The sequence below is a fragment of the Mycolicibacterium alvei genome, from assembly GCF_010727325.1.
Lineage (GTDB): Bacteria > Actinomycetota > Actinomycetes > Mycobacteriales > Mycobacteriaceae > Mycobacterium > Mycobacterium alvei.
Genome location: NZ_AP022565.1, coordinates 4196569 through 4214721 on the forward strand (window position 1 = coordinate 4196569; position 18153 = coordinate 4214721).

General features: G+C 62.9%; 14 protein-coding genes and 1 pseudogene. 8 read left to right on the forward strand and 7 right to left on the reverse strand.

The genetic code is table 11. The annotated features are described in order from the left end of the window. Positions 1–29 precede the first annotated feature (29 nt). From G6N44_RS20005 to G6N44_RS20035, 7 genes and pseudogenes are all read left to right on the forward strand, one after another. The gene (locus G6N44_RS20005) at positions 30–953 is read left to right on the forward strand and encodes a hypothetical protein (RefSeq protein ID WP_011895451.1); all 924 of its coding nucleotides are present in this window, start codon (positions 30–32) and stop codon (positions 951–953) included. Beyond that, complete coding sequence (locus G6N44_RS20010) at positions 950–2620, forward strand: flavin-containing monooxygenase (RefSeq protein ID WP_011895450.1); 1671 nt, start codon at positions 950–952, stop codon at positions 2618–2620. Before G6N44_RS20005 ends, G6N44_RS20010 begins: the two co-directional genes overlap by 4 nt. A gap of 107 nt (positions 2621–2727) precedes the next feature. Next, positions 2728–4206 (forward strand): flavin-containing monooxygenase, encoded by a 1479-nt coding sequence (locus tag G6N44_RS20015; protein ID WP_375167650.1) that lies wholly within the window; start codon positions 2728–2730, stop codon positions 4204–4206. Then, the gene (locus G6N44_RS20020; RefSeq protein ID WP_067992185.1) at positions 4203–5165 is read left to right on the forward strand and encodes an alpha/beta hydrolase; all 963 of its coding nucleotides are present in this window, start codon (positions 4203–4205) and stop codon (positions 5163–5165) included. The genes G6N44_RS20015 and G6N44_RS20020 overlap by 4 nt, the downstream gene beginning before the upstream one ends. 62 nt (positions 5166–5227) lie before the next feature. Beyond that, positions 5228–6817: a flavin-containing monooxygenase gene (locus G6N44_RS20025; protein WP_068001988.1), complete on the forward strand. Its 1590-nt coding sequence runs from the start codon at positions 5228–5230 to the stop codon at positions 6815–6817. Positions 6818–7169: 352 nt separating this feature from the next. After that, a pseudogene (locus G6N44_RS20030) lies at positions 7170–7874 on the forward strand (cytochrome P450); the annotation flags it as partial. Positions 7875–8037: 163 nt separating this feature from the next. After that, positions 8038–8838, forward strand: coding sequence for an SDR family NAD(P)-dependent oxidoreductase (locus tag G6N44_RS20035; protein ID WP_109558230.1), 801 nt, complete (start codon positions 8038–8040; stop codon positions 8836–8838). 53 nt (positions 8839–8891) lie between these two features. Here the strand turns inward: G6N44_RS20035 and G6N44_RS20040 are convergent, their stop codons facing one another. After that, on the reverse strand, positions 8892–9569 hold the full coding sequence (locus tag G6N44_RS20040; RefSeq protein ID WP_225397498.1) for a TetR/AcrR family transcriptional regulator: 678 nt from the start codon (positions 9567–9569) through the stop codon (positions 8892–8894). 143 nt (positions 9570–9712) lie between these two features. Between G6N44_RS20040 and G6N44_RS20045 the strand changes: the two genes are divergently transcribed. Beyond that, positions 9713–10858: an acyl-CoA dehydrogenase family protein gene (locus tag G6N44_RS20045; RefSeq protein ID WP_011895443.1), complete on the forward strand. Its 1146-nt coding sequence runs from the start codon at positions 9713–9715 to the stop codon at positions 10856–10858. Between the two features lie 604 nt (positions 10859–11462). On the opposite strand, the gene G6N44_RS29780 is transcribed toward G6N44_RS20045, so the two are convergent. The 6 genes from G6N44_RS29780 to G6N44_RS20075 all read right to left on the reverse strand — a co-directional run bounded on the left by G6N44_RS29780 (position 11463) and on the right by G6N44_RS20075 (position 18053). Next, complete coding sequence (locus G6N44_RS29780) at positions 11463–11807, reverse strand: adenylate cyclase regulatory domain-containing protein (protein ID WP_078281695.1); 345 nt, start codon at positions 11805–11807, stop codon at positions 11463–11465. Then, positions 11767–12429, reverse strand: a complete 663-nt coding sequence (locus G6N44_RS20055) for a TetR/AcrR family transcriptional regulator (RefSeq protein ID WP_011895441.1) — start codon at positions 12427–12429, stop codon at positions 11767–11769. Before G6N44_RS20055 ends, G6N44_RS29780 begins: the two co-directional genes overlap by 41 nt. 413 nt (positions 12430–12842) lie before the next feature. Continuing rightward, positions 12843–14579: an acyclic terpene utilization AtuA family protein gene (locus tag G6N44_RS20060; RefSeq protein ID WP_067992188.1), complete on the reverse strand. Its 1737-nt coding sequence runs from the start codon at positions 14577–14579 to the stop codon at positions 12843–12845. After that, a complete protein-coding gene (locus tag G6N44_RS20065; protein ID WP_011895439.1) occupies positions 14576–15388 on the reverse strand; it encodes a TIGR03084 family metal-binding protein in 813 nt (270 codons plus the stop codon). Before G6N44_RS20065 ends, G6N44_RS20060 begins: the two co-directional genes overlap by 4 nt. A 2-nt stretch (positions 15389–15390) precedes the next feature. Next, positions 15391–16158 carry an enoyl-CoA hydratase/isomerase family protein gene (locus G6N44_RS20070; RefSeq protein WP_011895438.1) on the reverse strand — a complete coding sequence of 256 codons (768 nt, stop codon included), beginning with the start codon at positions 16156–16158 and terminating at the stop codon, positions 15391–15393. 386 nt (positions 16159–16544) lie between these two features. After that, positions 16545–18053: a carboxylesterase/lipase family protein gene (locus G6N44_RS20075; RefSeq protein ID WP_067992190.1), complete on the reverse strand. Its 1509-nt coding sequence runs from the start codon at positions 18051–18053 to the stop codon at positions 16545–16547. Between the last annotated feature and the right edge of the window lie 100 nt (positions 18054–18153).

Here is an 18153-nt window from a genome sequence, read left to right on the forward strand (position 1 = left end):
CATTCCAGACAAAGACAAAGGAGACTCCAATGGCATTCAAATACAGCGATATGCTCGAGACGATCAAGAATCGGCAGTGGGCGCTGGCCGACATCGATTGGGATGCGCCGGGCGCCGATAAAATCACTGATGAGCAGCGGCCCGAACTGAAGCAGTTCATGGCTGACGTGGTGTGGATAGAACACGTCGGTGCACGCGCGTTCGCCGCCATGGCGCCGAAAGCGCCGTTCGAGGCTCTAGGTGACATCTACCGGTATTTCCATGCCGAGGAGCAGCGGCACGCCAACGCGGAGCTGGCGCTCATGCAGCGGTGGGGGATGCTCGAGGAAGGGGAAATCCCGGTGCCGAACAAGAATATTCGACTGGTCATCGAGTGGATCGACCGATACGCCGAGGCCCTCCCGCTGACGGTGATCGGAGCGGCGATCCCAGCCTTGGAGACTGCGCTCGACGGAGCATTGCTCAAGTTCCTTCTCGACGAGGTGCAGGATCCGCTCTGCGCCGAGGTCTTCAACAAGGTCAACAACGACGAATCGCGGCACTTGGCAGTGGGATTCCAGGTTCTGAACGACCTCGGCGCCAGCCCCATGCGCATTCATGCGACTCAGACGATGGGGGCGCTCATCGACCCGAGAATCCTTCTCGGCGGCGTCCTCTACGTGCCGTTGCTCACCAGGATGTTGACCAATCTCAACGCCATGGGATTGTCGGAGGAGAAGCTCTACAACGCGGTGATGCGGTACGAGAACGTCGGAGATCGTAGTGAGTTCACGCGCCGCGTTCCGGGCTACCACATCTTGAAGGCTCACATGTCCGCCAGCATCAAGCGTTCTCAGCCATTGCATTTCATTTCGCAGCGGCTGGGTACCGCGATCGACCACTTCCCCACCGAGGTGCTCGGTAAGTCACCGACGTGGACAGAAGAGCTGACCTACGAACCGGTGGCCAGATGAGCGACACCACGACCGTCTTGATCGTCGGTGCGGGTTTCGCCGGCCTGGGAACCGCAATCCGGTTGCTACAACAGGGTATCGACGATTTCGTTGTCCTTGAACGTGCCGACGAGGTGGGTGGTACCTGGCGGGACAACACCTATCCCGGCGCGGCGTGCGACATCCCGTCGCTGCTCTATTCCTACGGGTTCGAGCAAAATCCGGACTGGTCCCGCGCGTATTCGGGCAGCGCCGAGATCCTCGGCTACATCAAGACGATGGTCGACAAGTACTCGCTGTCGCGTTTCATCCGGTTCGGAGTGAACGTCACCGGTCTGGAGTTCGACGAGGAAAGCGCACTGTGGACGGCGCAGACAGCTGACGGCTCGCAGTTCACGGCGCGCACCGCAGTGATGGCCAGTGGGCCGCTGGCGAATGCGAGCCTGCCGGACATCCGCGGACTGGACACCTTCGATGGTCACAAGATCCACAGTGCGCGTTGGGATCACGACTACGACATGAGCGACAAACGTGTCGCCGTGATCGGCACCGGAGCCAGCGCTGTTCAGATCATTCCCGAACTGGTGAAGACTGCGCGGTCGGTCAAGGTCTTCCAACGCACCCCCGGCTGGGTCCTCCCTCGGCCCGACTTCTCCCATCCGCAGTGGGTGCGGACGGCGTTTCGTCGCTTGCCTCGCGTGCAGAACGTCGGACGGCAGGCGTGGTTTTGGGGCCACGAGCTCATGGCCGTCGGCATGGTCTGGGATACCCCGGTCACCACTGGCATCCAGCTACTGGCGAAGGCGAATTTGCGGAGGCAGGTATCGGATACTTGGCTCAGGCGCCAGCTGACGCCGAACTTCCGTGCCGGCTGCAAACGGATGCTGATGAGCAGCGATTACTACCCCGCTCTTCAGCGCGACAACTGCAAGCTCGTCTCATGGCCGATCGCGACCCTGTCGCCGAATGGCATACGGACCGCAGATGGCATCGAACACGAACTGGACTGCATCGTCTTCGCCACCGGCTTCGATGTATGCAAGGCTGGCACACCTTTTCCCATCCGAGGCGCGCATGGTCGTGAGCTCTCCGACGAGTGGTCCCAGGGCGCCTATGCGTACCGGAGCGTCACCGTCGCAGGCTATCCCAATCTTTTCTTCACCTTCGGACCAAATTCAGGGCCCGGCCATAACTCGGCCCTCGTGTACATGGAGGCCGAGATCAACTACATCGTCAAAGCCATCGGCGCGATCATCGCGAATGATCTCAGTACGCTCGAGGTCCGCGAAGATCGGCAAAATAATTACCACGGCGAGGTACAGCAGCGGTTGGGAAGTACGACTTGGAATTCGGGTTGCAAGAGCTGGTACCTCACGAATGACGGATACAACGGCACCATGTACCCCGGTTTCGCCACCCAGTTCAAGCGCGCACTGTCCAAGGTCGACATGGGTGATTATGTAACGACCCCGACAACCGCACGAACTGAGCACCACCCAACCGAACACGCCCAAAACGGCTCGAATGTGGCCAAGGTTGCCCAGGGCCGCAAGGCCAAGGTAGCCCAGGGCCGAAAAAGCGCAGGCGCCCTGCCAACGCGGTCTGACGTCAAAGCCGACATCCTGGACGTGGGCGTCGGGAAGGTACCGCCTAAGCGCGCAGCCTCGAGAGTGAGGAAAGACGCTTGAGTGTCCATGTTGCGGGCGACGAGAATGCCCCCACCTCCGGAGCCCCTACGTACGAGGTCCCCACCCACGAGATATTGGTCATCGGAGCTGGATTCTCCGGGATCGGAGTGGGCATCAAGCTGCTGAAGGAAGGTTTCTCGGACTTCCTCATCGTTGATGAGGCCCAAGGGGTGGGTGGAACCTGGTACTGGAATACCTACCCGGGGATTGCAGTAGACATTCCGTCATATAGTTACCAATTCTCCTTTGAGAAACGCCCGTCGTGGTCCCGTACCTATGCGCCGGGGATCGAACTGAAGAACTACGCGAAGCATTGCGTGAAAAAATATGGCCTCGCGTCGCGCATCCGCTTCGGAGTCACGGTTGTGAGGGCTGAGTTCGACGAAGAATCGACATTGTGGCGTTTGTTTACCTCGACGGACGAGGAACTGACAGCGAGGTTCGTCATCAATGCCTCCGGGGTTCTCACGCGACCAAAATCGCCGGACATACCGGGGGTCGGGGACTTCGGCGGGGTCACGATGCACACGTCGCGCTGGGACCACCAGCAGACCCTCACCGGAAAGAGGGTCGCCGTCATCGGGACGGGCGCCTCGGCGGTGCAACTGATCCCCTCGATAGCCAAGGACGTGGACACACTCACCGTCTTTCAGCGCACCCCGATATGGTGTCTGCCGAAATTCGACTTCGCGGTGCCCCGCCCGCTGAGTGCTCTTCTCCGGCTCGCACCCGGAGCGCAGATCGCCGCGCGGGGAGCCAGCCAGGCCTTTGTCGAACTCACCTTTCCCGTCGCAGCGCACTTCCATACCGCCATACCGCTGGCGTCGGCGATCGAGCGTGCAGCGATCAGCTATATGCGTCGGCAGGTCACCGACCCGGTCGTTCGGGAGAAGCTGACGCCGCGTTACGCGCTGGGCTGCAAGCGACCAAGCTTTCACAACGAATATTTGAAGACGTTCAACCGCGAGAACGTCCTTCTTGAAACCAACCCCATCACCCGGGTGGATGAGACCGCGGTAATTACGGCCGATGGCGTCAGACACGAGATCGACGTGCTCGTCCTGGCAACGGGATTCAAGGTCATGGAATCGGACAGCATGCCCACCTACTCGCTCAGAGGTGTCGCCGGCCGAGACCAGGCACAGTGGTGGGACGAGAACCGACTCCAGGCATATGAGGGAGTCAGCGTGCCAGGATTCCCGAACCATTTCTCAGTGTTTGGCCCGTACGGATACAACGGGTCGTCCTACTTCGCACTCATCGAGGCACAGGCGGGTCACATTCTCCGTTGCCTCCGGCATGCCAGGACGGCCGACTCGAACTACGTCGAGGTACGCGAGGAGGCGAATCAACGCTTCTTCGCGGAGATGCTGGCACGGCGGCATACGCAGGTCTTCTGGCAGGACAGCTGCGCGGGCGCGAACAGCTATTACTTCGACAAGCATGGGGACGTGCCTCTGCGTCCCACGACGACGGTCGAGTCGATCTGGCGCAGTCGACGATTCGACTTGGCCGACTACCGTTTCGAACGGCGACCGGCGAAAAAGGCGGACACTGCCCCACAGAAGGTGGACACCGCCGGATGAGTTCACCTGCCAGGCCGAATCCGAGCATGGCGAGCCACCTGGTCGCGGCAACGGCGCGAGGCGTTCTTCGACCTCTCACGCAAGTGATTCCGGCCAACGACCATGGCTTCGCGGTCATGGACCGCGTGCTACGGGGAACACTCGTGGTGTCGCGGCCAAGGCGCGCAATCAGTGTCGAGAAGGTAGACACGCCCTTCGCCGGTGAACGTGTGCGAGGCGACTGGGTCAAGGCGGCCAACGTGGCCTCGGATGCTCCGCCGATTCTTTATATACACGGCGGCGCATTTTCTATGTGCTCTCCCGAGACCCACCGTGGCCTCATCAGCGAACTGTCCGCGGCCGCCCGCAGGCCGGTATTTGCCGTGCGCTATCGATTGGTCCCGAAATATCCCTTCCCGGCGGCCGCAGATGATGCACTGATCGCCTATCGATGGTTGACAGAGGGAAGCGCGATCACCGCGTCTTCTGGCACGGTGGCGCTCGCCGGCGATTCCGCAGGCGGCCAGCTTGCTGCGGCGACGGCGCTTGGCGCTCGGGAACATCGACTGCCGACGCCGGATGCCATGCTGCTGATGTCGCCGGTGCTGGATTTGACATGCCAACTCGCGATGGACCGTGATCTGCGCAGACGGGACCCCTTTGCGTCCGCCATCTCTGCGTCGAGAACAATTGGTCTGTACGTGGCGGGCGCCGATCCAGCCGACCCGAGGATAAGCGTGCTCGATGCTGATCTCACGGACATGCCACCAACTTTGATTCAGGTCGGCGGACGAGAGATGTTGCTCGACGACTCCAGAGTCTTTGCCAAACGTCTGCAAACTGCAGGGGTCTCCTCGCAGTTGCAAGTTTTCCGCGGCCAGATCCATGTCTTCCAGGCGATGTTTCGCCTACTGCCAGAAGCACGTGAGGCCCTCAGGCTCGGTGGCGAGTTCTTGGCTACTTCGGCCACCGTCCGTTGACAGCGTCCCTGCGCACGCCTTGACCACGAGGCGCCCCAGCACGAAGGTTGTATGAGCTAACGATGAAACCCGTGAAACGTGAACCAACCCAGGACAATCCCCCTGGTAACCCCTCGATCGTCATCATCGGCGCTGGCTTCGCCGGAATTACCCTTGCACTTCGCCTCAAACGCGCAGGGTTCGACAGGGTCCTCATTGTCGAAAAGGGCGATGGTGTCGGGGGAGTCTGGCGGGAGAACACCTACCCAGGGGCGGCCTGTGACGTCCCGTCGCAGTTGTACTCGATCTCCTCGGCGCCGAATCCCAGGTGGGGTCGGCGTTACGCAGAACAAGGCGATATCCTCGCCTACCTTCGCCGCGTCGCCGACGAAAGTGGTTTGCTGTCCCTCCTTCGGACCAAAACCGAAATCGCTAAGGCGGCCTTCGATGAGCGCACGAACACATGGCGTCTGACCACGACTACCAGTCAGGAATTGGAGTGCGATGTCGTCATTTCGGCCGTGGGCCAGCTGTCCCGACCCTCAGTTCCTGATATTCCTGGAATCTCGGGCTTCGCGGGCCCGTCGTTTCATTCCGCGAATTGGGACCACGATCTGAATCTCAGCGGCAAGCGGCTTGCGGTCGTCGGCACCGGCGCTAGTTCGGTGCAGTTCGTCCCGGTGGTCGCCGCAGGCGCTGAGCACTTGGACGTTTTCCAACGGTCAGCCCCATGGGTGCTGCCCAAATTCGACCGTCAGTACGGTGGGCGGCATCACCAACTGCTGCGCAAGTTGCCCATTCTGCGGCTCAGCGAACGTCTGATGATTTGGACGATATTCGAGTTCTTGGCGTTGGCACTCGTCGACGCGAAGCCAGTAGCGCGAGTCTTGGGAGTCATCGCCCTCCGGCACCTAGGTCGCCAGGTGTCGGATGCCCGGCTGCGTTCCCACCTGACGCCGGACTATGCGCCCGGGTGCAAGAGGATTCTGTTCTCCAGCGACTATTACCCCGCGCTCGCACGTCCCAACGTTTCATTGGTCACCGACGATATCCGGGCAGTAGAACCTGGCGGAATCCGCACGGTGAACGGCGACTTCCACGCCGCCGACGTGATCATCTACGGCACTGGCTTCAGTGCCACCGAGTTTCTTTCCCCGATGGAGGTCTACGGCCGCTCGGACCGGAAATTGTCGGACGTGTGGGCGGATGGCGCGCACGCCTACTACGGCCTATCGGTGCCAGAGTTTCCGAATTTCCTCATGATGTACGGGCCCAACACCAACGTGGGATCCGGGTCCATCGTCTACATGCTCGAATCGCAGGCCCGACACATCGTCAGGTTGATGAAGGTTCTCCGTGCCCATCCAGGAAGTGTTATCGAGGTCCGTGCCGATGTGGAGAAGCGCTTCAACGACCGGTTGAGTCGCCGCCTGGACAGATCCGTGTGGACTATGTGCACGAGCTGGTATCGCTCGGCGCGGGGGTCGATCTCTACCAACTGGCCCAGCCCGACCTTCTTGTATCGCCTTCGTGCGCGCAGGCCGAAGCGGCGCGCTTACGTCCTGTCGCGTCCCGCGCCCGCGAACTCGTCGCGCAGGGGGACACCCGAGCCGGCCAACACCCATCTGGCCGACATGCCCTATGCCCCAAGCGGGGCCGATAGCGTCGACTAGTGGCGGCTCTGTTCAGTGACGGGTATCCGAGGACGGCGGGGAGTCGCTGACATTCGAGCGGCAACTGTGACCGCCGTTGACAGGGTGGTCACCGGTGTAAACGATGGGTGAAATCCTTCCGATAATGCGAGAAACAACATCAAGGGGGCACTCGATGACCAAATCGCCGTCCGGTTCGGCAAGCAAGTCCCGTGACCGGCTGTTGTCGGTACTACTGAATCCCCTCCCGCAGCGCGTCGAGCGCGCTATCCAGGAGTGAGTCGACGATGGCCGGTTCGCGAACTTGCCGCGCCGCCGACCGGTAGCGGATTGAAGCCAGTTATCGGCGATCAGGGATTGCCTCTCGTTGGCCTTCGCCCGGAACTTACCGGCGGCACGCTCGGGGCAGAATGGTGATTTACTCGCCGCGCTATGTGAGGCGCGCGCCAGGACGGCGAACGCTTCACTGATGCGGACAGCATAAATCAAATGATCTTTCTGATGATGGCCGCTCATGACACGTCAACGATCACCACTGCCGCTGTGGCGTACTTCTTGGCGAAGAATCCTGAATGGCAGGATCGACTTCGTGCTGAGTCTGACCGTCTAGGCGACGATCTGTCGGACATTGAGGACCTGGAGGGGCTTACGGCGATGGACTTGGTCATCAAGGAGTCGCTCAGACTAGTTGCACCGGTACCGTTGGTTATGCGTAAGACGGTGACCGACACCCTAATTGATGGCTACTACGTCCCCTCCGGAGTGCTCGTCGTCATCACGCCTGCGGTCAACCACTTTGCGCCCACAGTGTCGACCGAGCCGGACCGGTTTGACCCAACGCGACTCGAGCCGCCACGGCGCGAGGATCAGGCCCACCGCTTCGCCTGGCTTCCGTTCGGAGGAGGCGCGCACAAGCGCATCGGGATGCACTTCGGCACCTTGGAGGTGAAGGCAATACTGCACGAGATGCTGCGGGAATTCACCTGGAGTCTGGATGACGGCTACCGCGTTCGGTGGGACAATACGTCCCTGCCTGTTCCCTGTCGACGGCCTACCTATTACGTTGTGTCGCCGATGATATCTAGGTCATTCCACGAGACTTTTGAGTGCTTAGCCGAGCACATCGCCCTTACAGGGCGCCGGCGGAATCGACGCAGTCCTCCAAGTGGCCTCGGAGATCCTCAACAAACCCCGGCGAACCGTAGTCGGCAAACCTACGCAAACTGCCGGAAAGGATGGTCATGCTAGAACCATCAACAGCCGTCGTCACAGGAGCAGGTCGAGGGATTGGTCTGGAGATCGCGAGACAACTCGCCGCTGCCGGTCACAAGGTTTTGCTCACGGATGTGGATGGCGACGCAGCGGAGCGCGCTGCCACCGAGGTCGGCGGTGGCGCTTGGAGCGCCACGCACGACGTACGAGATCCGTCGGGTCATCGGGAAGTCGCTGCTCAGGCTTTAGCCGCTGGCCCTCTGGCGGTGTGGGTAAACAACGCTGGGATCCTACTCGCGGGTAACAGCTGGAGTCACAGCGATGCCGAGATTGCGTCGATCCTCGATGTCAATGTACGAGGTGTCGTTGCCGGCTCACACGCGGCAGTTGTCGCTATGGGCGCGGGTGGGGGCGCGATCCTCAACATCGCGTCCCTCTCGGCTCTGGCGCCCATCCCTGGATTAGCGATGTACGCAGCAACCAAAGCGGCCGTATTGTCGTTCACCACATCGCTGCAGGGCGACCTTGACCATGCGGGATTGCCAATCCACGCACGGGCGCTATGCCCTGACGTGGTAAGTACGAAAATGGTCACCGACCGGGTTGCCGACCCTGGGGCGGCGCTTCTGTTCGCCGGACCGCGTCCAATGGATGCTGCGGCCGTGGCCCGCGCGGGACTCGAGTTGCTGGAGAGTCGCCAGATATTCCGGGTAGTTCCTCGGTGGCGTGGCGTAGTTGCGCGCACTAGCGATGCTGCGCCGTCGCTTGGATTGAAAGCTTTCGCGTTGATGCGCGGCGTCGGTGAGCGGCGCCAACGCAATCATCGTTGATGGCGGTGTCGAAGACGGAGGGTTTAGCGTGGGGAGGCTCGAATTGTACCTGGTCAGGTTTTCGGTTCGCAGAGTGGTAAGTGGGGATCAAGCTGGAATCCCAGTTCCTGCAGCCTGTCATTGATTATCAACCAGGTTTGCCGTGTCAACCGAATGACGAGTTCGTCACGAGTGGAGTCGCGATGGTCCAGCCACCATAGGACCGAAGCGTCCATCAAGCCCATGATGGCGGCGACATTGCGGTCTGCCGCCTCTGAGTCCTCGCCGTAGCGAGGAAAGTAACGGGCACCCGCGACGGCGAGTTCAGAGGCGAATGCGCTGCTGCCGGGCGCGGTCTTCTCGGTGCTGCGCCGATAGTGTCGGTTCACCAGGAACCGATAGAGGTTGGGGTGTTCGTCAGCCCACATGACGTGCTGAGTGACCGGCGCGCGTATCACGTCTAGCGGCGATCCCTGGACATCCAGAGTTAGGCGAATCTTCGCAGTGAGTTCGCGGTGGACGTGACGAGCCACGGCAAGATCGAGTTCTTCTTTACTTGCGAAGTGGCGGTAGAAGTGTGTGCGTCCCAAACCGGCCTTGTCTGCGATTTGGCCCGTGAGTGCGTGGGGCCCGTTCTCTTCGATTGCGCTGAGCGCCGCTTCGATGATCTGTTCACGACGTAGTTCACGGCCCGGCAACCTACTGGCCGCGCGGCGTACCGCTGTGGTGTCCACCCAGTGCTGTCGCTCCACGATGTCACCGTAACGCCCCGCGCTCTGGAAAGTTCTGGGTACGTGTTGTACCCGGCGTGCGATTCGTGGTACACCATGTACCCACAGGCGAAGCGAGACCATTGCGGGATCGGTGCGCAAGCAAACACAGTGAGGACTTTGTAATGGCAGCCAACCGCTCTAGCTGGATGGACGACGACCTCGACGCACTGCGGGATTTGGCACGTACGTTCTGTGAGAAGGAGGTCGCGCCGCACAGTGCCCGCTTCATCGAGCAGCACCACGTGGATCGGGACCTGTGGACCCGGGCGGGTGATCTTGGGTTGCTGTGCATGTCAATCCCCGAGCAGTACGGCGGAGGTGGGGGAACGTTCGCTCACGAAGCAGTCTTGATTGAGGAACAGGCCCGCATCGGCGATTCGGCATGGGGCGCGCCGCTTCATAGTGGAATCGTCGCCCACTACCTGCTCGAGTACGGCACCGATGAGCAGAAGGAACGCTTTCTTCCCAGACTGGCAACTGGTGAGATGGTTGGCGCGATTGCGATGACGGAGCCGGGCACTGGCTCCGATCTCCAATCTGTCACGACCAAGGCATCGCGCGTTGGAGACGAATACGTTGTCAACGGTTCCAAAACGTTCATCACCAACGGCGCTCAGGCCGACCTCATCATCGTCGTTGCGAAGACCGACCCCAGTGCCGGAGCGAACGGAATCTCGTTGGTTTTGGTCGAAGGCGATCGACCGGGCTTTCGGCGGGGTCGGGTGTTGGACAAGGTCGGTCAGCGCGGACAGGACACCTCCGAGCTCTATTTCGAAGATGTGCACATTCCGGTTGAGAACCTCCTGGGTACGACTGAAGGCCAGGGGTTCATTCAGTTGATGCAGCAACTTCCCCAAGAGCGATTGATCCTTGCGCTTGGTGCAGTGACAGTACTAGAAACAGCGCTCGAGTTCACTGTGGAATACACCAAAGATCGGCATGCCTTCGGCAAGCCCGTCTTCGCCTTCCAAAACACCAAGTTCAAGCTCGCCGAGGTCGCCACCGACGCCCACATCAGCCGCGTTTTCATCGACGACTGCGTCGCCCGCCATCTGCGCGGTGAACTCGACATCCCCACCGTCGCGATGGCGAAATGGTGGACTACTGAGCGTGCGATGGTCGCCCTTGATGACTGCTTGCAGCTCCACGGCGGCTACGGCTATATGACCGAGTATCCCATCGGCAGGATGTGGGCCGATGCTCGCGTTCAGAAGATCTACGGTGGGACAAACGAGATTATGAAGGAGATCATTGCTCGGTCGCTTTAGATCGAATTCGACCGCTAGATTGGTTACGAGGGGCCGCGATAGCGAGGTGGCGTTCGCTTATCAAGTCGGTGGTGACTGTTCATTAGGCGGTCACTGTTCACTAGGCGGATACCCGGCGAGCTCGCTTCAAACGGGGGCCTTACTCGGCCGGCCTGGGCGCGCCGCGCCCGAGACAGGTTGACCTTGCTGCTGACGCCCTTCAGACGATATGCGCCGGCGGACGACCACCGGAGGCCTGCGTCGTCGACGATCACCCGCGTGGAGTCCCACCAACACTGCGCCTGGCCGCGCCGCCGCGCTCACTCGGCTGGCCAGGTTCACGGGGTTGCCGAACCAGTCGCCCGCGCGCGAGACCGCTGACCCGGACGCCACGCCAATCCTCAAGGAAGGCAGGTCATTTGCTGACGCGCTGTCGATCAGGTCCAGCATCGTCGTCACCAGCGGCGTCGGTCGTGATGAGACCAGCATGACCGCGCCCCGAGGGTTTCACGAATCTCAACCGGTGGGTTGGCAGCCTCGCGCGCAGCAGTCGCGAGTCGATTCGCGAGCCTCTCCAAATCGTCGGGCTGAAGCTTTCAACATGTTCAGCGCGCGAAGCCACGCATCATCTCCGTGGCCTGCCCGATGCCTTCCGTGAGGGCCCGCAATATGGCGACTGTTTCGTCTGGATTCCGGTTTCCGTGCTCAGCTCGCGCAGAGAGACGTACCGTCCCTCATCACCCAGTACGCGGCTTGTAGGAAGAAGGAGAGGGGTTGGGGCCACCAGTCGGCTTTGATCAATCGTGAAGCCCTGGGCATGCAGCCAGGCAATTAGATGAGTCCTTTCCTGGCGGCTGTCGCCCTCAAGACCGTCGTGCAGACATACTGAGCGAGGTCGTCTTCGTGTGTTGCTGACACCCTGGACCTGCTTAGTGCTGCGGCGTACCGGGACGCGGACAGGATGGTTCAGTGTTCACGCCGCGCACCTGGTGACTCGACGCGGGGACGCCGAGCACGGCGTGACCCATCGCAACGAGCAGCGCAGAGGTCTGTTCGGGAGCCAGGCCAGTGCCGCGGTAGTGCAAGATCGATTGAATGGCTCCGATCGCTCCATGAACCATCGCCCGAAGTTCAATCTCATCGACCGCGGGCCGCAATTCTCCGACGAGGTGTACCCACTCTTCTAGATAGAGTCGCTGCTTTCGGCGCAACCGGCTCTGGTGCTGATCCGACAGATTGTGCACTTCGCGGTAATACACCATTGCCAGCTCGCGTTGATCCATTACCAAGGCGACTTGGTCTGACACCAGCAGGGTCAGCGCCTCCGCCTCGTCGCGGGACTGCTCGACGATCGCCGTCGCACGCTTAAGGAGTTTGTCCACCACTCGCTCGAAGAGGGCCGCCAGTAGATCGCTCTTACTGTTGAAATGGCGATAGATGGCCGGCCCGACAACCCCTGATGCAACGCCGATGTCGGCCATGGAGACAGCGTGGTAGCCCCGCTCGGCAATCAACTCGGTGGCAGAGGCGAGAATCCGTTCCCGACGTTCGCCGCCGACCCGGGTACGTCCGGCAACGACCACCTTGTTCACTACTACCTTCCTTCGCTCGCAACCAGGGCTCGCGCAGCACTGCAGCGCCGGGAGCTACACTACGAACGTTAACACCTGCTCACAATCCCAGGTTGAGTTGAAATGTAGACGCCCAGTGGCAGGTGGCTGGCGCCTGCGCGTGTGATCCCCATTCGTGGATGTGCCCGCTCATTGGCCAAGATCGGCAACCGCGTGGGCAGATCGCTGCGCCCTCTTTGGATGTCCAGTTCGGCAAGGAACTGGACAAAGCCATCTCTCCGTCTGCCGGACGCTGTTGGCGTCATCCGATCGTCATCACATCGTTCGGCAACACGGCTTTGGCAAAGGGGCTACGTCAAGCAGCAGGCAGAGGACGGCGACTTGATTGGCGATACGTCGACAGAGTGGCCCGGCTACTCCAAATTCGGGATTTGTCAGGTCGCGCCGACAAGGGATTGCGGTATGTCCACGATGCGGGAGCGCAGGTACTCGCACAAGCCCTTCGCCTGGGCATCCGGCCGGGTCGAGGATGCCACGCCTTCCCCCAGCAGCCCGTGCACCACAACGTTGAGCGCACGCAGGTTGGGCAGCTCGAATCGCTCTATGCGCAGCTGCGCAGCCTCCGGGCCGAGCAGCCCGCGCAGTCGCTCGACGGTTAAGTGCTCGCGCACCCAGGCATAGCCGGCGTCGTCGCGGGCCCAGAGACCAATATTGGCGTTGCCGCCCTTGTCGCCGGACCGCGCGCCCAGAACCGCGCCCAGCGGCGCGCGGCATGTCGGCTCGGTCGGCGGCGCGGCTGCCGCGCTGCCCCGGACCTTCGCGGCCGGCACGCTACCGGTCGGCGGATCGGCGATCCTCCGGCGCTCACCGTTGGGCAGCACCACGACCTGCGTCACGCTCGACCGGGGCACGGTCGCTGGGCGATACACGCCGAACACTGACTCCGACGTGGGTGGCGTGGTGGTGTGGAAGCCGGCATACCCGGCCAGAGCGATCTCCATGATTGCGCTCGAGAACGCCCGGCCGACCTTGCGCGGGTCGGTGTCCTTGACCGTGATCCGCAAGTGCGCGCACGCCTGGTCGTTGGTGGGGGCGTCCGGTGTGTCGAAACGCAGAAACCGGACGTCGACCTCGGCGAAGGATCCCCGGCCGCCGAGGATGTCGAACAGCTGCTGCTGCGCGAACGCGGCTTTCGCCTCCAGGTCCAAGCCGGTGAGCACCATCGTCATGGTGTTCCGGTAGCCCCCGACCTCGTTCAGCGCCACCTTGAGCGTCTCCGGTGGCGGGCTGCCGGTGACACCCGTGATCGCCACCCGGTGCTCGGCCTGCTGGGCCAGCGAGATCGTGTCGAAGTGAGTCACCACGTCGGGCCCCAGATAGGCCGGCTCGGCGATCTCGTAGAGCAGCTGGGAGGTGACCGTACCGACCGACACCAGCCCCCCGGTGTCGGCGTGCTTGGTGATCACCGACGAGCCGTCGGCCGCCACCTCCGCGATCGGGAAGCCCGGGTAGCGACGGTCGGTGATCTCGTCGAGGAAGGCGTAGTTGCCGCCCGTGGCCTGTGGTCCGCATTCGATGACGTGGCCGGCCACGACGGCACCGGCGAGCCGGTCCCAGTCGGTGCGCTCCCACCCGTGCCACCAGGCGGCCGGGCCGACGACCAGCGAGGCGTCTGTCACCCGTCCGGTGACGACGACGTCGGCGCCCGCACCCAGCGCTTCGGCGATACCCCAACCCCCGAGGTAGGCGTTGGCCGAGACCGGCTTGACCTCACCGACCGCAGGGGTGATCGCGGAGAGGTTCCCGCGCAAGTCGTCACCTTCGATGTGGGCGATCCGGACGGTGATACCGAGCCGGTCCGCAAGCTCGCGCAATCTGACGGCCAGCCCGGCCGGGTTGAGCCCACCGGCGTTGGCCACGATCTTGATACCGCGGTCGGAACAGGTGCCCAACACCTGCTCCATCTGGGTCAGGAACGTGCGCGCGTAACCGCCCGCCGGATCCTTCGCCTGGGCCTTCGCCAGGATGAGCATCGTCAGTTCAGCGAGGTAGTCCCCGCACAGCACGTCGATGCTCTGCTCGCCCGTCCCGCCCTCGACCATCTCCCGCGCCGCGGCGATCCGGTCGCCGTAGAAGCCCGAGCAATTTCCGATGCGTACCGGGTCCCTCACGACACACCTCCGTCGAACTGTCCTGCGGTGCGCCCGCCACCGGGAGGTCCGGCGAAGGCCTGCGCGATGGAGAGCCACTGGTCGGCGAGCGGACCGGTGACGTGCAGTGCGGTGTCGTCGCGATGCCTGCGCTGGGTGACGAGCAGGCAGAAGTCGTGCGCAGTGCCGGTGACCCGGTTGGGCACGCCGTCGGGGCCCCAGGTCCACAGCGTGCCCCCCGGTGCGGTGAGCTCGACACGGACGGGTTCCTCGGGCACCTCCAGGCCGTTGGCCATGTAGCTGAACGCCCGCGCTCCCACGCCGATGTGGGCGACGTGGCGCAACCGGGCCGAGGGCACACGGGTCACTCCCAGCGCGTCGGCGATGTCCTGACCGTGCGCCCAGGTCTCCATGATCCGCGCGGTCAGCGAGGAAGCCGCGCTCATGGGGAGGCCGAACCACGGCACCCGCATCGAGGGGTCGATCGCTGCGAAGGCAGCGACGAGGGCGCGGCGCGCGCCGTCGAACCAGGACAGCAGCTCCGCTGTCGGCATCGGCCGGTAGCGCTCGGCGATGGTGTCCGGGGAGATCCGGCCGTCGGCGAGCATGGGCAGCACCTCGGCCGTGAACCCTTCGGGGTCGGTGGCTGAGCGCACCGCGGCGTCGTCGAAGAACGCAAGATGGCTGATCTGATCGCGGACCGCCCAGCCTGCCGCGGGGGTGGGCGCGTCCCACCCGGCTTGCCCCTCGGGCAGCTCGGCGATCAGTGACCACAGCTCGGCCGTTTCCGCCCCGATGTCGGTGATCAAGGACTCCATCGGCACGGCCACGTCTAACGTCCCTTCCAAACCGGTGTGCGCTTCTCGCGGAACGCGGCGGGACCCTCTAGCGCGTCGGCGCTGAGGTACACCGGCTCCCATATCTGGTCGGCGTGGGCGTAGGCCTCCGTCAGGTGGTGCGCTGCGGAGAGGTATACGGTCTTTTTTGCCGCGAGTACGGACAGCGGTGCGTTGGAAGCGATCCGCAGGGCGATCTCCTGAACTCGTACCCGCAGCTCCGCTGCGGGCACGACCTCGTTCACCATGCCTACCTCGCGGGCGCGCTCGGCAGTGATCGGGTCGCCGGTCATCAAAATCTGCAGCGCAATCCGCGGCGGCAGCAGCCACGACAGCGGGACAGCCCATGGCGAGCCGCGGCCTACCTTGACCTCGCTGACCGCGAACCTGGCGTGCTCGGCTGCGATGACGAGGTCGCACTGCTGGGCCAGTAGGAATCCGCCGGCGAAGGCGACGCCGTTCACCGCGGCGATGGTCGGCTTGGCGACCTGGATGTTGCGCCCGAATTGCGGCGCGAAGTCTGGCGGCGGAACCGTGAGCGCCGTCTCCGCCATCTCTTTAAGGTCCCCTCCGGCGCAGAACGCCTTATCGCCTGCCCCGGTCAGCACCAGAACCTTGGCGGAGTCGTCGGCGTTGAAGCGGTGAACGCTGTGGAACAGTCCCTGCCGGACCGCCCCGTTGAGCGCGTTCCGTGCCTCGGGGCGATTGATCGTCAACCAGGCCACCCCGTCGACGACCTCGTAGGTGATCGCTTCCTCGCTCATCAATCCCCGTCCTGATCGGCACCCGCCCTCCCGATGTGAGGGCTCGTTCACTCGCAGTACGTTACCCGGCAGAATGTCGCGAGGACCAGTTGGTGAGCGAACGCGTTGCGTCCGGCGGCGCAACCCGACCGGCGTGGCCAGCTCCGTAAATGTTGGGTTCGCCACCTCGTCGGCCGCATTCGGTTCGAGCGATTGACGAGATCGGATCCCAAGGCCGCAACACGGGGTTGCATTCGTACGTCAAGTCCTCGGCAAGAATGTGGCCCTCTTCGGCCTTTTGGGATTGGCACGCCGGAGGTGCTCCTTGCCACCGTTTCACCCTTGGCTCCCAGAAACAATCGGTGCCAAATGCTGTGAACGCATGCGTCGCCGCGGGGAACCGCTCGTCAGCGTCCGAGGACTTGAAAACCTTCCCATGCTTTCCGGCGGTCGGCGTGGGGGTCGTTGTCCACTCGCGAAGCGCGATCGAAGACGAGGACCGGACGGGCGTCGCTGGTGTAGCGCGGCCAGCCGTCTCCTGGAACTCCGGTGCGTGCGAAAGCATCCCAGCGCCCTTGCATGTCGTCGCTCACGCGTAGGGCCGAGCGGCGATCGGCTCCGGCGCTGAGTAGCCGACCGAGCGGCGTGCGGTAGGCGTCGAACACCGCAAGAAGCTCCGTCGCATGGGTGGCACCCAGCCCGGCCCATTGCAGAGTTCGCGGGGCGAAGTCATAGCGGTACAGATATGTGGGGGCGTGCCGACTGTGGGAATCCGCGAGCTGCCACAGTGTCGATCCGAATGTGAAGTCGGCCCCCAGTCGGATACAGGCATCGGGGGCCGGATATTCGGGATAGGCAGCAGTAATTCGCTCGCGACAGGTGGGTTCCGCTCCCGCTAGTAACGCTTCGATCTTGGCTTCGTTCGTCGGGAGGAGTTTGAGGAAGCGAGTGAACAACCGGCCCTCGTCGGCGTTCGTACCGACGATCAGCGGCACACGGTACGCCTTGCCGTCGCGCATCGCTTGAATGGGCTCGGACGGTAGATAGTCGGTTCCGAATGTGCATCCCACCGGGTAACCGCCAGCAAGGTCCGATGCACTCGTGGTGAGCAAGCGATCGAATGCATTCACCAGTTGAGCCGGACGCGCCGCCAACAGGAGGCGGGCGGGCTCCCGCTCGTCGGCGCAGAGAATGGATGCGAACTTGGCGGCGAACTCCGCGGCCAGCTCCTGGGAGCGGGATAGCGCGCCGGCCGGACTTTGTGAGATAGCCTGTGCGAAAAGCCCTTTCGCCGCTGGCACGGCCAGCAAAGTGGTAACGGCGTGCGCGCCCGCGCTCTCTCCGAAGATCGTCACGTTATCGGGATCGCCGCCGAATGCCGCGATGTTCTCGCGTACCCACCTGAGCGCCGACACGAGGTCACGCAAGTAGAGGTTGTCGTCAATATGGATGTCTGCGGTGGACAGCGACGACAGGTCGACAGCCCCTAGCGCGCCGAGGCGGTAGTTTGCCGATACGTACACGCAACCGCTGCGGGCAAGCGACGCGCCATCATAGATCGGTGTCGCGGAACTGCCCAGGAAGTACGCCCCGCCGTGAATGAAGAACATCACGGGCAGAGGTCGGTCCGAGCCGCCGTCGGGTGCAACGACATTGAGGGTGAGGCAGTCCTCGCTCATGGGCTGGAACTTGCCCGGACCGACGATGGTGTATCGGCGGGGCTGTGGAGCGCAGTAGCGGAATCGGTGGCAGGGTCGGACGCCGTCCCACGCTTCGACCGGCTGGGGAGCCTTGAACCGCAGCGCGCCGACTGGTGGCTTGGCGTAGGGAATGGAACGCCAGCGATTGACGCCGTCCCGCGTGAATCCTTCGATGGCGCCCGAGGTGAGTTCGGTGCGGACTGTCTTCGCTGGCATGTATCGACAATAGCGAATGACTATTCACACCAGCGCCCGGCTCTGCCGTTCAGTCGCCGTGTCGGGCACGGTTTGGCCTGCTACTGATGACTCACTCGAC

Excerpts from the sequence above, each read along its gene's own strand:
- G6N44_RS20005 (WP_011895451.1), top strand. The coding sequence starts at position 30 with ATGGCATTCAAATACAGCGATATGCTCGAGACGATCAAGAATCGGCAG.
- G6N44_RS20010 (WP_011895450.1), top strand. The coding sequence starts at position 950 with ATGAGCGACACCACGACCGTCTTGATCGTCGGTGCGGGTTTCGCCGGC.
- G6N44_RS20020 (WP_067992185.1), top strand. The coding sequence starts at position 4,203 with ATGAGTTCACCTGCCAGGCCGAATCCGAGCATGGCGAGCCACCTGGTC.
- G6N44_RS20025 (WP_068001988.1), top strand. The coding sequence starts at position 5,228 with ATGAAACCCGTGAAACGTGAACCAACCCAGGACAATCCCCCTGGTAAC.
- G6N44_RS20035 (WP_109558230.1), top strand. The coding sequence starts at position 8,038 with ATGCTAGAACCATCAACAGCCGTCGTCACAGGAGCAGGTCGAGGGATT.
- G6N44_RS20045 (WP_011895443.1), top strand. The coding sequence starts at position 9,713 with ATGGCAGCCAACCGCTCTAGCTGGATGGACGACGACCTCGACGCACTG.
- G6N44_RS20070 (WP_011895438.1), bottom strand. The coding sequence starts at position 16,158 with ATGAGCGAGGAAGCGATCACCTACGAGGTCGTCGACGGGGTGGCCTGG.
- G6N44_RS20075 (WP_067992190.1), bottom strand. The coding sequence starts at position 18,053 with ATGCCAGCGAAGACAGTCCGCACCGAACTCACCTCGGGCGCCATCGAA.